The sequence below is a fragment of the Myxococcaceae bacterium JPH2 genome (assembly GCA_016458225.1).
Taxonomy (GTDB): domain Bacteria; phylum Myxococcota; class Myxococcia; order Myxococcales; family Myxococcaceae; genus Citreicoccus.
In genome coordinates this window covers 795167-808199 of sequence record JAEMGR010000005.1, presented here as the reverse complement: position 1 = coordinate 808199, position 13033 = coordinate 795167, and the positions used below count along the sequence as shown (strand labels likewise).

General features: G+C 72.2%; 13 protein-coding genes. 10 read left to right on the top strand and 3 right to left on the bottom strand.

All coding sequences use genetic code 11. The features are described 5' to 3' along the window. Window positions 1–2: 2 nt before the first annotated feature. The 10 genes from JGU66_12100 to JGU66_12055 all read left to right on the top strand — a co-directional run bounded on the left by JGU66_12100 (window position 3) and on the right by JGU66_12055 (window position 9611). Window positions 3–1088 (top strand): polyprenyl synthetase family protein, encoded by a 1086-nt coding sequence (locus JGU66_12100; protein MBJ6761510.1) that lies wholly within the window; start codon window positions 3–5, stop codon window positions 1086–1088. A gap of 7 nt (window positions 1089–1095) precedes the next feature. After that, the gene (crtI, locus tag JGU66_12095; protein ID MBJ6761509.1) at window positions 1096–2646 is read left to right on the top strand and encodes a phytoene desaturase; all 1551 of its coding nucleotides are present in this window, start codon (window positions 1096–1098) and stop codon (window positions 2644–2646) included. Beyond that, a complete protein-coding gene (locus JGU66_12090; GenBank protein ID MBJ6761508.1) occupies window positions 2643–3650 on the top strand; it encodes a phytoene/squalene synthase family protein in 1008 nt (335 codons plus the stop codon). Before crtI (JGU66_12095) ends, JGU66_12090 begins: the two co-directional genes overlap by 4 nt. 10 nt (window positions 3651–3660) lie before the next feature. Further along, the gene (gene crtI, locus JGU66_12085) at window positions 3661–5118 is read left to right on the top strand and encodes a phytoene desaturase (GenBank protein ID MBJ6761507.1); all 1458 of its coding nucleotides are present in this window, start codon (window positions 3661–3663) and stop codon (window positions 5116–5118) included. Further along, a complete protein-coding gene (locus tag JGU66_12080; GenBank protein MBJ6761506.1) occupies window positions 5115–6038 on the top strand; it encodes a carotenoid 1,2-hydratase in 924 nt (307 codons plus the stop codon). Before crtI (JGU66_12085) ends, JGU66_12080 begins: the two co-directional genes overlap by 4 nt. Further along, window positions 6035–7165 (top strand): glycosyltransferase, encoded by a 1131-nt coding sequence (locus JGU66_12075; GenBank protein MBJ6761505.1) that lies wholly within the window; start codon window positions 6035–6037, stop codon window positions 7163–7165. The genes JGU66_12080 and JGU66_12075 overlap by 4 nt, the downstream gene beginning before the upstream one ends. After that, a complete protein-coding gene (locus JGU66_12070) occupies window positions 7162–7506 on the top strand; it encodes a lycopene cyclase domain-containing protein (protein ID MBJ6761504.1) in 345 nt (114 codons plus the stop codon). Before JGU66_12075 ends, JGU66_12070 begins: the two co-directional genes overlap by 4 nt. After that, window positions 7503–7847 (top strand): lycopene cyclase domain-containing protein, encoded by a 345-nt coding sequence (locus JGU66_12065; GenBank protein ID MBJ6761503.1) that lies wholly within the window; start codon window positions 7503–7505, stop codon window positions 7845–7847. Before JGU66_12070 ends, JGU66_12065 begins: the two co-directional genes overlap by 4 nt. Beyond that, the gene (locus tag JGU66_12060; GenBank protein MBJ6761502.1) at window positions 7844–8542 is read left to right on the top strand and encodes a lysophospholipid acyltransferase family protein; all 699 of its coding nucleotides are present in this window, start codon (window positions 7844–7846) and stop codon (window positions 8540–8542) included. Before JGU66_12065 ends, JGU66_12060 begins: the two co-directional genes overlap by 4 nt. A 169-nt stretch (window positions 8543–8711) precedes the next feature. Then, a complete protein-coding gene (locus JGU66_12055; protein MBJ6761501.1) occupies window positions 8712–9611 on the top strand; it encodes a MerR family transcriptional regulator in 900 nt (299 codons plus the stop codon). Between the two features lie 8 nt (window positions 9612–9619). On the opposite strand, the gene JGU66_12050 is transcribed toward JGU66_12055, so the two are convergent. Genes JGU66_12050 through JGU66_12040 form a run of 3 tightly spaced genes read right to left on the bottom strand, consistent with a single transcriptional unit; the run spans window position 9620 to window position 12854 of the window. Next, window positions 9620–10012 (bottom strand): TonB family protein, encoded by a 393-nt coding sequence (locus JGU66_12050; GenBank protein ID MBJ6761500.1) that lies wholly within the window; start codon window positions 10010–10012, stop codon window positions 9620–9622. Window positions 10013–10032: 20 nt separating this feature from the next. Then, window positions 10033–10575 (bottom strand): DUF2378 family protein, encoded by a 543-nt coding sequence (locus JGU66_12045; GenBank protein MBJ6761499.1) that lies wholly within the window; start codon window positions 10573–10575, stop codon window positions 10033–10035. A 56-nt stretch (window positions 10576–10631) separates the two neighbouring features. Beyond that, window positions 10632–12854, bottom strand: coding sequence for a hypothetical protein (locus JGU66_12040; GenBank protein ID MBJ6761498.1), 2223 nt, complete (start codon window positions 12852–12854; stop codon window positions 10632–10634). Between the last annotated feature and the right edge of the window lie 179 nt (window positions 12855–13033).

Here is a 13033-nt window from a genome sequence, read left to right as displayed (position 1 = left end):
GCATGGCCCCCGTGCCTCCCAACGCGCAGTCGGCGGGTGAAGCGCCGTCGCTCGAACAGGCGTGGCTGAAGTGCGTGCAGGGGCAGGTGGAGTCCTCGTTGGCGGAGCTGTTCGAGCTGCCGGACGAGGTGGGCCTGGACGAGCGCTGGACCCAGGCGAGGGCGCGCGCGAGGGCCTATGCCCTGCGGCCGGCGAAGCGGCTGCGGCCCGCGTTGGTGCTGGCGGGCTATGGGCTGGCTCGGGGCACCTCGGGGGTGCCGCCGGAGCTGTGGCGCTTCGCGGCGGGCCTGGAGCTGCTGCACACGTTCCTGCTCATCCATGACGATGTGGCGGACCAGGCGGCGACGCGCCGAGGTGGGCCCGCGCTGCACTCGATGCTGGCGGCGGGGCGCGCGGGCGAGGACCTGGCGGTGGTGATGGGGGACCACCTCTTCGCGCGGGCACTGGAGGCGCTGCTCGAGTGTGGGCTGCCCGGCGTCATGGACGTGGCGCGCTACTACCTGGGCGTGTGCCGGCACACCGCGGCGGGACAGTTCCTGGACCTGGAGGTGTCGCGCGCGCCGCTGTCCGAGGTGACGCTGTTCCAGGCGCTGCGGGTGGCGCACTTGAAGACGGCGCGCTACGGCTTCTGCGCGCCGTTGGTGTGCGGGGCCATGCTCGCGGGTGGCGACGAGGCGCTGACGGAAGGACTGGAGCGCGTGGGGCGCCACGTGGGGCTGGCCTACCAGCTCCGCGACGACCTGCTGGGCCTCTTCGGCGACTCGGGCGTGGCGGGCAAGTCCTGCGACAGCGACTTCGTCCAAGGCAAGCGCACCTTCCCGGTGCTGGCCGCGTACACGCGCGCCTCGCCCGAGGGCCGCGCCGAGCTGGATGCCCTGTGGTCGCTGCCCGCGGAAGAGAAGGACGCCGCCGCGGTGGCTCGGGCCCGGGCGCTGGTGGAGTTCCATGGGGGCCGTGCCGCGTGTGAGCGGCGGGTGGAGCAGTGCTCTCGCGCCGCGCGTCGTGCGCTCCGGGGGCTCCCCAATCCTCAAGGCATGCGCGAGCGGCTGGACGCGCTCATCGAGCGGCTGACGTACCGGGCCGCGTGAGGACGTCATGAGCGGACCCCACAGGCCGAGCGTGGTGGTGGTGGGCGCGGGCGTGGGCGGGCTGGCCGCGGCGGCGCGGCTCGCGCACCAGGGCTTCGACGTCCAGGTTCTGGAGAAGACAGCGGGGCCCGGCGGGCGCTGCAACCAGCTTCGGGTGGACGGCTTCACGTGGGACATCGGCCCCACCATCGTGTTGATGCCGGAGGTGTTCGAGGAGACCTTCCGCGCGCTTGGCCGGCGGATCGAGGACTACCTGACGCTCCTGCGGTGCGATCCGAACTACCGCGTGCACTTCCGCGACGGCTCGCACATCACGTTCACCTCCGAGCTGTGCGCCATGGGACGCGAGCTGGAGCGCGTGGAGCCCGGCAGCTACCAGCGCTACCTGGCCTTCCTGGCCCAGGGCCGTGAGCAGTACCGCATCAGCCTGGACCGGCTGGTGGGCCGCAACTACGCGGGGCTCACGGACTATCTGTCGCCCCGCGTGCTGGCGAGCCTCTTCCGCGTGCGCGCGCACCGCCGCATGTACTCGGACGTGGCGCGCTTCTTCCGCGACGAGCGGCTGCGCGCGGCGATGACCTTCCAGACGATGTACCTGGGCGTGTCCCCGTACGCGTCTCCCGCCGTGTACGGCCTGCTGCCCTTCACGGAGCTGGGCGTGGGCATCTGGTTTCCCCAGGGCGGGCTGTATGCCATTCCCCGCGCGCTGGAGCGGCTGGGGCGCGAGGAGGGTGTGCGCTTCCGCTATGGCGCGCCCGTGGAGCGCATCCTCACGGAGGGCGGCCGTGCCACGGGCGTGCGGTTGGCGGGCGGCGAAGTGATTCGCGCGGACGCGGTGCTGTGCAACGCGGACCTGCCCTATGCCTACGAGTCATTGCTGGACCCGAAGGCCGCCCCGCTGAAGCGGCGCACCTCGCTGCGCTTCACGTCGAGCGCCTACCTCCTCTACCTGGGCTTGAAGCGGCGAGTGCCAGGGCTCCTGCACCACAACGTCGTGTTCGGTCGGGACTACCGAGGTTCGTTCGAGGACATCTTCGAGCGCTTCCGTGTGCCGGAGGACCCGAGCTTCTACGTCAACGTGCCCACTCGGACGGACCCGGGGCTCGCGCCGCCCGGCCGCGACGCGCTCTACGTCCTGGTGCCCGTGCCACATCAACACGCGAGCCTGAGCTGGCGCGAAGAAGGGCCGCGCGTGCGCGCCAAGGTGTTCCAGCGCCTGGCGGAGCTGGGGATCCCCGACCTGGAGCGAGACATCGCCGTGGAGCGCGTCTTCACGCCGGACGATTGGGCCGGCACGTTCAATCTGGCGCGCGGCAGCGCCTTCGGGCTGGCGCAGAACTTCATGCAGATTGGTCCCTTCCGTCCCGCGAACCAGGACGCGCGCGTGCGCAACCTCTTCTTCGTGGGGGCGTCCACGCAGCCGGGCACGGGGTTGCCCACGGTGCTCATCTCCGCGCGGCTCGTCACCGAGCGACTGGGGGATTGGGCGCGCACCGCGGGGCTCGTGCCCCGGCCGGCAGCGCATGCGACGGAGTCGTTCTCGGAGGCCACCGCATGACGCCCGCTCGGAACGATGCGCCGCTCATCGCGCGGGGGTACGGGTTGGCGAAGCAGGTGACTCGCCATCACGCGAAGAGCTTCTACTTCGCCTCGTATCTGCTCTTCGGGGCGCGTCGGAAGGCGGCCTTCGCGCTGTATGCCTTCTGCCGAAGGCTCGATGACCTGGTGGATGGCGATGCGGGGGAGGGGGGCGACCTGGCCCTTCGCCTGGCGACGGCGCGGTGGCGTGTTCGCGAGCTGTATGCGGCCCTGCCGGAGCTGGCCTCTCCCGAGTGGGGAGCGCTGACCGGGCGCTCGCGCGGAGGGGACGCCCGCGCGCCTTGGGACGCGGGCGAGTTCGCCGCACTCGGGCACACGGTGCGGCGCTACCGCATTCCGGAGCAGCCCTTCCAGGACCTCATCTCCGGGATGGAGATGGACCTGACGCGCGCTCGCTATGACACGTGGGAGCAGCTGGACCTGTACTGCTACCGGGTGGCGGGCGTGGTGGGGCTGATGCTGACGCCGGTGCTCGGGGGCGAGGATGCGCGCGCGGTGGCTCCGGCCGCGGACCTGGGCCGCGCCATGCAGCTCACCAACATCCTGCGCGACGTGCGCGAGGACCTGGAGCGCGGTCGTGTCTACCTGCCCGCCGAGGAGCTGCGCGCGTTCGGCCTGTCGGAGGACGACCTGCGCCGAGGCGAAGTGGATGCGCGGTGGCGCGACTTCATGCGGTTCCAGATTCGTCGCGCTCGGGCCTATTACGCGCGCGCGGCGTCGGGCGTGCGCTACCTCCGAGGGGTGGGCTCACAGCGGATGGTGCGGCTCATGGGCGCCATCTACGGCGACATCCTCCGCGACATCGAGGCGAGGGACTTCGACGTCTTCCGCGCCCGCGCGTTCGTGCCCACGCGACGGAAGCTCGCGCTGGCGGCACTGACCTTCGTGCGCCCTCAGGCCGTGCTGCCCGAGTCCCCCGAGGCGGCGCGCACGCCGCTGTTGCGCACGGGGACGGAAGGCTGATGGCGCCACCATGAAGCGAACGCGCGTCGCCGTGGTGGGGGGAGGAATCGGAGGGCTGACCGCCGCGGGGCTGCTGGCGAAGGAGGGCCACGCCGTGACGCTCTTCGAGGGCAGCGCGACGCTGGGCGGCAAGGCTCGCGCGCTCACGTGCGACGGGCTCACGCTGGACACCGGCCCCACGTTGCTGACGTTGCCGGAGCTGGTGCGCGGCACGTTCGCGGCGCTGGACGCGGTGGACCTCTTGCCACCCTTCATCGAGCTGGAGCCGCAGTGCGCCTACCGATTCTCGGACGGGTGCAGGTTCACGGCGCACAAGGACCTGGAGCGCACGGCGTGGAGCGCGGGCGAGCTGCGGCCTTGCGAGCGGCGCGGGGTCCGCTCGTTCTACGACGAGGCCGCGCGCATCTGGCGCGCCGCGGGCGAGCCCTACCTGGAGGCGCCCTTCGAGGGACTGGCCGGCTTCATGGCGCGCGTGGCGCGACGGGGCGTGGGCGCGGTGGTGGCGGGGATGAAGCTGCCCACGCTGCATGACCTCGCGGTGAAGCACTTCAAGACGCACCACCTCCAGCAGTTCGTGGGGCGCTTCGCCACCTACGCGGGCGCCTCACCCTATGCGGCGAGCGCGGCGTTCTCGCTCATCCCGCACATCGAGCGCGCCTATGGGGTGCACCATGTCCGCGGCGGCATTGGTGCGTTGGTGGAGGCCCTGGGGCAGGCCGTGCGCCGTCAGGGCGTCACGGTGCGGTTGGGTGTGCGCGCCAGCTTCTCGCGAGACGCGGAGGGTTACCGCGTGGGGCCGCTCGGGAGCGCGGAGCCGTTCGACACGGTGGTGGTGAACGCGGATCCGCTGAGCGCGGCGCGCCGTGAGTCCGAGCCCCTGGCGCTCTCCGGCTTCGTGCTCCTCCTCGCGGTGGAGGGACGCCCGGCGCTGCCACACCACACGGTGCTCTTCGGGGGGGATTCGGCTCGCGAGTTCTCCGAGCTGTTTCGCGGACAGCTCGCGGCGGACCCCACGGTGTACCTGTGCAACCCCTCCGCGACGGACGCCACCATGGCGCCGCCGGGACGCACGGGCGTGTTCGTCATGGTGAACGCGCCGCCGCTGCCTCAGGACGCCGAGGCCGCCGAGCATGCCGCGCGCGCGTGGGAGCTGAACGCGGAGCGGGTGAAGGCCCAGATGTTCGACAAGCTCCATCAGCACTTCCCGGAGCTGCGCGGACGCGCGCGCATCATGGGGCAGCGGACCCCGGTGGACCTGGCGGAGCAGGGTGCTCCCGGTGGCTCCATCTACGGCTTCCTGCCGCACGGGAAGTTCGGTCCGTTTCGGCGTCCTCGCATTCGGGGGGGGACTCCCGGCTTGTTCTTCGCGGGAGGTGGGACGCACCCAGGCGGTGGGGTGCCGCTCGTCATGCTGTCCGGGCGCTTCGCCGCGGAGATGGCCCTGGCGCACTTGCGGAGGGAGACATGAGCGAGCCATGCACCTTGCCGCCGTTGCCAGAGGTGGCGGGGGCCTATCGCTGGTTCTACGCGGACGTCAGCGCGGGCCCCTTCAGCGCGGTGTGCATCTTCATGCTGGGGTCGCTGTTCTCGCCTCGGTACTCGGCGGCGGCGCGGCGCGGTGGACGCCCGGTGGAGCACAGCGCGGTGAACTTCGCGCTGTACCACGAGGGGACGCGCGAGGCGTGGGTGCTCAGCGAGTACCCGGAGGCGCGTGTCGAGGCGCCGCGCCAGTTGAGCATCGGGCGCTCGTCGCTCACCTACGCGGAGGACGGCGCGGTGCGCATGGAGGTGGATGACTGGACCGCGCCCTGGGGCCGGCCGGTGCGTGCGCGCCTCCTGCTGGAGCCGCTGACGCCCTCGGGCGAAGAGGTGATGCTGGCGCCGGGGTTGCCGCATTACTGGCGCGCGGTGGCGCCTCGGGCCCGCGCGCGCCTGGAGGTGGACACGTTGGGCGTGGCGGTGGAGGGCCTGGGCTATCACGACACCAACCACGGCGAGGAGCTGCTCGGTGAGCGCCTGTCGGGGTGGCACTGGACGCGGACGCACCGCGCGGACTCGACGGTGGTGGACTACCACCTGCCGGGCCGCGTCCCGTCGCTGCGACTGACGGCCTCCGCCTCGGAGGTCTCATGCGCGCGAGGGCTCTCGTCGGAGCGGCGGTCCACCTACGTGTCGAGCTGGGGCCTGCGCATCCCCGAGCGGTTGGCGGCGGGGCCCGCGCCGCTGGGGGAGCCTCGGTTGCTGGAGTCCTCGCCGTTCTACGCGCGTCTGGAAGTGCGTGAGGGTGGGTTGGACTCGCTCGGAGAGGTGGCGGACTTTCGTCGCTTCCACTCGCCCTTCATTCGCTGGATGGCGCACTTCCGCACCCGCGTGGAGCATGCCGCATGAGCGCGCTGGGAATGGTGGCGCTGTCCTGGGCGGGCGTGGCGGCGGCCTTCAGTGTCGTGACCTGGCATCGCCTGGGGCGGCGCGTGCCGGTTGCGGAGCGCACGCGCGTGCCCGTGTTGTTGCTGCGCCCGGTGGAGGCGCCCACGCGGCAGGAGTTGGAGAACCTCGCTCGGCCCGTGGACTACGCGGGGCCGCTGGAGCACGTGGTCATCTCGCCGTATCGGCCTCGGCTGGCGCCGGGGGTTCGGTGGCTGCCGAGCGAGCCGCTCACGCCCAACCGCAAGGTGGGCCACCTGCTGCACGCGTTGGAGGTGCTCGATACGCGGGAGCGCGTGGTGGTGGCGGTGGACGCGGACGTGGCGGTGACGGGCGCGCTGGTGGAGGGATTGGTCGCGCCCGTGGTCGCGGGGGCCGCGCTGAGCACGGCCGCGCCCATGCCCGTGTCGCCCCGAGGCGTGTCGGCCCGGGCGCTCGCGGGTCTGCTGCGCTACACGCACCACAGCTTCCGCGCGCTGCACGTCATGAGCGTGGGCGCTCCGGCGGTGTGCGGCAAGGCGCTGGGGTTGTCTCCCCGGGCGGTGGAGACGCTGCGGAGCGTGGCGGATCATCTGGGCGAGGACCTGGAGCTGTCTCGGCGACTGCATGCGCACGGCCTGACGGTGGCGCTGGCGGCCGCTCCGGCGGTGGTCCCGCTGGAGGCCAGCTCCGACTGGTGGGGACCGCTGACGCGCTTCACGCGGTGGATGCGCGTGCTCGCGTCGCATCGACCCGACCTGTACCCCTCCGTGCCGCTCCTGTTCACGCCCACGGTGCCACTGCTCCTCATCGCCGGGGCGCTGCGCGAGCCGCTGCTGGGGGGCGCGGTGGCGTTGCTGGTGCTGGCTCGACTGGGCCTGTCGAGGCGGTTGGCTTGGGTAGGCGATGACGTGGCCCGAGCCGAAGGAGACGCGGGCGGCCTCATGCGCGCGGGGACGGACTGGCTGCTGGGGGAGTGTCTGCTGTTGGCCGCGTTCCTGTGCTCGCTGCGCCGCTCCGGCCCGGTGATGTGGCGCGGGCATCTGTATCGGCTTCGCCCTGGTGGCCGACTGGAGCGCGTGTGGCCCGAGCCGAGCGGAGGACCGGGATGACCTACGCGCGCTTCCTGGGCTTGTTCGTCGTCTTGCCCCTGGCGCTGCTCCTCGTGCGAGAGCGGCGCATGCTCTCGTGGCGGTTCCTCCTGCCGCTGGGGTGGCTGTTGCTCGTCGTCTACGCGGCGACGACGCCGTGGGACAACGCGGCCGTGAAGTGGGGGCTGTGGGACTTCGCGCCGGAGCGCATCTGGGGGCCTCGGTTGGGCTGGCTGCCGGTGGAGGAGTACCTGTTCTTCGGGCTCCAGACGCTGCTGGTGGGGGTCTGGGCACGGGCCCGGTTGGAGCGCGTGCTCGCTCCCGAGCCTCGTGTCCGGGTCTCACGAGAGGTGGCGTCGTGATGGGTTCTCGCTGGGCCTATCTCATCCATCTGCTCGCGTGGGGACTTCCCGTCATCGGGTTGCAGTTGTTCTTCCTGTGGCGTCACCACGGCGCGCGCACCGGAGCGGTCCTTCGCGCGGTGCTGCCTCCGGCGTTCGGGGTGGGCGTGTACTTGTCGGTGGCGGACCACCTGGCCATCTCCACGGGCCTCTGGCGGTTTGGCGAGGGCCGCCACTTGGGTTGGTACGTGGGGGCGGTGCCGCTGGAAGAGGTGCTGTTCTTCCTGCTGACGAGCGCGCTCGTGTCGCTGGGGGTGGCGCTGTTCACCGCCCTGGCGCGCGGCGAGGCCCGGGCCGCTTGATTCGCGCGGCGAAGGGCGGGCCCCTCGGGTGGGCGCTGGACCGCTACGTCGGATGGAAGTTTCGAGGCGCGTTCCGGGGCCTGTGGATGCGAGGCGCGCTGCCCACGGGGCCGGAGGGCCGGCTCGTCTATCTCAACCACGCCAACTGGTGGGACGGCTTCGTGGCGCACCAGCTCTGCCAGCTGGCGGGCTGGGACGGCTACTGCCTCATGGACGAGGAGAACCTTCGCCGCTACCGCTTCCTGGCGAGGCTGGGGGCCTTCAGCATCCGTCGCGGGGATGCGGCGTCCTCGCTCGGCTCGCTGCGCTACGCGCGGAAGCTGCTGCGCGGGCCGCACGCGACGATGTGTCTCTTCCCCGAGGGGGAGCACCGTCCCTTCGGCGTGCTGCCGCTGCGCCTGGGGCGCGGCGTGGAGCTGCTGGCCCGGGCCGCGGACGTCACCTGTGTGCCCATGGGAATCCGCTACGCGTTCTTCGAGGACGAGCGCCCGGACGTGCTCGTGGAGGTGGGTGAGCCTCACGCGCCGGGGCCGCTGGCTCGATTCCAAGAGGGGCTGGAGGGCGTGGTGGCGCGGCTGGCGCGCGTGACGGACCTGGAGGGCTTCACGCGATGCATCGAGGGCGCCCGGGGCGTGGCCGAGCGCTGGGACTCGGTGCGGCGCTGGCCCGCCCGCTCGCCGCGGTCCGCGCGGTGATGAAGGCCTGCGCTCCCCACGAGGTCGTGCTAGGAGATCCGGGCGCTCGGGAGCACCTCAAAACCCTCATCCCGGTGGGAGTACAGGACGCGGAGTCAGCGGAAGAGCGGGTCGCTCTCTGGCCGCACGTGCGAAGTGCCTCGTTCCGACCTCCGCGGTGACACACACCATGGCAGAGCGCACCTACCGCATCCACATCGCCGCCGAACTCTCCGGCGTCCGGGTGGAGTTGATCCGCGCCTGGGAGCGGCGCTACGGCATCCTGACCCCGGAGCGCACGCCCTCGGGCTACCGCGTCTACACGGAGCGGGACGTGGCGCTGCTCAAGCGCTTGAAGCAGCTCACGGATGAGGGCGTGGCCATCAGCGAGGCGGCGCGCATGGTGCCGCGCCTGCTCTCGGAGCTGTCCGCGGAGCCCCCGCCGGGCGAAGTCCGCCCCACCGTCAACGGCGCGCAGCTGGAGGCGTGGAAGGCCGCGATGCTGTCGGCGGCCGAGGACTATGACCAGACGCGCGTCTCGGAGATCCTCGACGAGGCGCTGTCCGCGCTGCCGCCGCTCAAGGCCTATGAAGAGGTGCTGTCGCCCGTGCAGTTGGAAGTGGGTGACCGCTGGCACGCGGGCCTGCTGACCGTGGCGCAGGAGCACCTGGTCTCGCAGATGGTGCGGATGCGCATGGTGAGCCTGCTGCACGGCGCGCCCAAGGGCGGGCGTCGTCACGCGGTGCTCTCATGCTTCCCGGAGGAGCAGCACGAGATTGGCTTGTTGGGCGCCGCCCTCCGCCTGCGCCACGCGGGCGTGCGGGTGACGCTGCTGGGGCAGCGGGTGCCGGCCGCGGACCTGGGGCGGGTGGTGACGCGGATCCGCCCGGACCTCGTGGGCCTGTCCTCCGTAAAGGACGAGGGCCGGGCTTCGTTCGAGTCCACGCTGACGGCCTTGGTGGACGCGATGCCTCGGGGGCAGCTCATCTGGGTGGGCGGGCGCGCGGCATTGGCGCACCGCGAGGTGTGTGTGCGGCTCGGCGTGCGCCTCTTCGAGGACGAGCGCGACTGGACGCGGCTCTTGGAGTAGGCGCTGCGCTACTTGTCCGCGACCCACGCGAAGTGGAAGTGCACCTCCAGCGGGGCCGTGGTGCCCGCCGGCAGCGGGTCGAACGGCGCGGCCTTCTTCACCGCGGCGAGCGCCGCCGCGTCCCAGGCCTTGGAGCCGGACGCCATCAACACCTGACTGGAGACGAGCTTGCCGTCCGGGCCGAGCAACGCCTGGACGATGGCCTTCTTGCCCACCGCGGGAACCTGCTTCGCGCCCGGCTGGGCCCAGTTCCGCGCCACGCGCGCGAAGGTCTTCTGCGAGTAGGTGGCGCTGCTCAGGCTGGACTGGAAATACGTCTGGAGCTGCGGGCGTCCCCCGGCGGCGAGGGCCAGGGTGGGCAGCGCGAGCGCCAGCGCGGCGACGAGGGCGAGGCGAGACATGGCCCGAGTATAGGGCCCGCTCACGTCCAGGTGAGGTCGTACACGGCCTTGTCGCCGTCGGTGCTCAACACGCGGACCACGGGCTGCTGCGCGCCGCTGATTTCGAGCCCCGCGGAGAAGAGGCCGACGTAGAAACCGACGATGACGACGGGGCGGCAGGTGAGCACGTAGTGCGTGGGGCCCTGCTGCACCAGGTGGGCCTCCAGGTAGTTGGTGCCCGTGCGCAGGTTGCGGGTCATGCGCTCCAGCATGCGCTGCGGTCCCAGCAGCCGCACGCCGGTCAGCAGCGCCCGGCCAATGAGCGTGCCGCCGTAGCCGTGCAGGAAGCGGTGCCCCACCAGCGCGGCGGCCTCGTCCAGCGGCGCCTTGGGGGCGAGCGTGGCGGCGGCCTCGCGCAGCGCGCCCACCCAGACCTCCAGCGGGTAGGCCACCGCGAGCGGGCGGATGGGGTCGATTCCCACCTGACGCAGGCGCTGGACGCAATCGTCGTCCATGCGCGAGCCAAGGGCGCGGATGAGTCCTTCGAAGCTCTGCTGGAATACGACGCGCTCGGGGCTCTCCACGCGCGCGCATGCTAGCCCGGGGGGCTTGCGCGCCTCAACCCACGAGGTCCGGCCCTTCAGTGCAGGGTGCTCTTGAGGAGCTGGAACCCCGTCCCGATGCCCTCCACGTTGGTCAGCTTCAGCAGGGCCTCGCCCGAGGACAGCTCCCAGTACACGTCCGCCCGCGCGTAGTCGTCCGGGAACATGCGCGGGTAGGCGGTGAGCTCGGTCCAGGAGACGCCGTCCGCGCTGGCGAAGAGATGGGCGCTCACGTCCCCGTCCGCGTACACGTCGCCGCTCGTCTCGCGCGTGGTGCCCATGAGGTAGCCCCCGTTGCGCAGCCGCAGCACTGAGTAGCTGGGGCCCGGCAGGCGCTTCATCTGCGCCACCTCGTCGTCGGTGCCCACGCGGCGGATGACGGGCACGGGCGGCCGGTAGAGGTTGTCCGTCCCGAAGAGCAGGCCGCGCGGCGTGATGATGCCGTCCACCGCGACGCCCGTGGGGCCGTCCAGCACGGGCTTCCAGGTGACGCCGTCATCCACCGAGCGCAAGAGCCCACCGTGCAGGTCACCCATCATCGCCCACAGCACGCCCTGCTCGGGGTCCGCCACCAGCGAGTGGCAGTGCCGGCGCCCCTGCAGCGTGGCGCGCACCTTCCATGTGGCGCCTCGGTCCGTGCTCGCCCAGATGCGCACGGGCGATTCCTCGGCGAACACCTGGTACTCGCCGAAGAAGAGCGTGCCGTGCAGCTCGCGGATGTTGCCGGGCTGGAGCATGCGGAACAGTCCCAGGGGCAGCACGTTGCTCCAGGTGGCGCCGTGGTCGATGGAGCGCGCAATCGCGTGCGTGCCGTCCATGGCCTGGGTGTCCGCCAGGAGCGTGCCGTCCTTCAGCGCCGTCATCACCTGGAAGGCCGAGCCCGTGGGGTGCATCCCGCGCGGCTTGAACGAGCGCGCGTTGTCCGTGCTGGCCCACAGGCGCGAGCGCCCCGCGCCGTTCTTCACCGCGTACACGGTGCCGCTGGCATCCACCGCGAGCACGTCGTGGCTGGAGTCCGAGTGCGTCACCTCCGTGGTCATCGTCCGGGGGCGCTCCTCCGGGGGCGCGCCGCCGAGCCGCCGCGCCACCTCCGCGCCCATCCGCACCTGGGCGCGCTCGGAGAGGACGCCGGCGCCATCCTGCATGTCGGACTGGCAGTGCTCGGGGTTGGAGGGGTCCCTCAGCAGCGCGTCGAAGTCCACCACCTGCGGCGCGGGGACGGCCGAGCGCAGCCAGTCATTCATCGCGCGCCGCGCCGTGGCGTCCGGCGTCCCGCTGGCCGTGGAGACGCCCTGCGGCGGCAGCGTGCCCGCGTACACGTTGCAGTGCGCGCGCAGCCGGGACAGGAGCGCGTCGAGGGAGGTCTGCAGCGTGGCCGAGGAGGTCGTCGTGGCCTCGTCTCCACCCAACATGACGAGGCAATCCGAGACGCCCGTCAGCTTCAACGTGCCCGCGTCGAGCGCCGTGAGCGCCGCGTCCACGCCCAGGCCCTCCTGGCTGACGTTGAGCACGGGCGCGCCGAGCAGCCGCTCGGCCACCGCGGGCCAGGTGTCCCGGTAGTCTCCCGTGGGCGCGCCCTTGCCCGCCGCGAGCCCGCCGCCGATGAGCATGACCGTGCGCGCCGCCGTGCCCTCCACCTCGATGCCGCCGAGCCCCACCAGTCGGCCCTGCGGCTGACCGAAGCGCTCGGGCGCGGAGGCATGGGCGCCCTCGGCCGCGTAGCTCTGGGGGAAGAGGTCTGCCTGTCCCTGGGCGATCGCGCCGTCGACTTCGAACGAGACCGCCAGCTCCTCGCGGAAGCTCACGGAGAGCGCCACCGGATCGCTGTGCACGGTGTGGTGGGCGGTGAGCGTGGCGCCGGGAGCGCCCTGGAAGGACAACGCCACGGGCGCCGACGCGAGCGCTCCATTCGCATCCGCGCGAGCGACCGTGGCCGCGTGGATCCGCAGCGCGTCATCGCCCGCGACGAACACGAAGCTCAGTCGCTCACCTGCGCGCGCCACCGGCACGCGGAAGCGGAACGTCGTGCGCTGCGCCACGGTGCGCGAGCCAGGCAGCTCCTGCTCGAAGGCCGGCGGGAAGACCTGCGCCTCGGGATAGCCCGTGGGCGGCTCAGGGGGCGGCGGCGTCTGGGGCTCGGGAGGCGGAGCGGGCGGCGGTCCCGCGTCGGGCGTGGCGGGGTCGACGGGGCGGGGGCCGTTGGAGATGGGCGGCGAGTCGGGCGTGTGCGCGCCCCTCTCTGGATTCGAGGAGCAGGCCACGCCGACACAGCACACCCAGGCGACCCAACACACCGCACTTAGACGCAACCGCCGCATCATGACTTCCCCCGTGTCGTCACCCCATCACTCGCCAAGGGTGGGTCCCATCGGGGGGCGGGGCACAGTGCCTCGGTGGGGCCTTGCCCGTGTCGACGTTCGCGCAGGGGAGCTGTCTTCGA